We start from the raw sequence: 623 nt of genomic DNA, 5'->3' as shown, positions 1-623 counted from the left end.
TGCCGCTCACCAGTGACGTACAGCTCTCCTAACGGCGGCCGGGGAGCGCGTGGCGGGCGAGGGGCCGGGCGCGCTCCGGTGCGGCCGGGACCCACGAATCCGCCGTCGCCCGGGCGGCGCCGCAGGTCAGCGCCGGGCGGCCGGGGCAGCAGCGGCGGCGGCCCGTGACCGTACGCGAAGTTCACACCCCGTGTGCGCGTGACCCCGTTACGCTGAACTGACCGGAGGCATCGGGAGGGCGGCATGGAGCCCAACACACTGCTCGACGCCGTGCTGGACGAGGCGGGCATCTCGCACGCGGCACTGGCGGCACACGTCAACGAGGCGGGCCGGGCGCGCGGCATGGAGCTGCGCTACGAACACACCGCCGTGGCCCGCTGGTTGAAGGGGCAGCGCCCCCGGGGACAGGTGCCCGACCTGATCTGCGAGGTGCTCGGCGAGCGGCTGCACCGCGCGCTGACCCTCGACGCCATCGGCCTCGGCACCCCCGGCAGCGCGCGCGGGGCCGGCACGCCGCTGTCCGGCTTCGTGGAGCGCGCCACCGCGTTGTGGCGCTCGGACGAACAGCAGCGCCCCCACATCGTGCGGGCCCCCGCCGTCACCGGTACCCCCGCGGTCATCCC

General features: G+C 75.9%; 1 pseudogene. It reads left to right on the top strand.

From position 1 onward, the window contains the following. Positions 1-243: 243 nt before the first annotated feature. Positions 244-623 (top strand): annotated as a pseudogene (locus KUM32_RS35535) (transcriptional regulator); the annotation flags it as partial.

The organism is Streptomyces sp. AC627_RSS907 (assembly GCF_019049165.1).
This window is presented reverse-complemented; position numbering and strand designations above follow the sequence as displayed.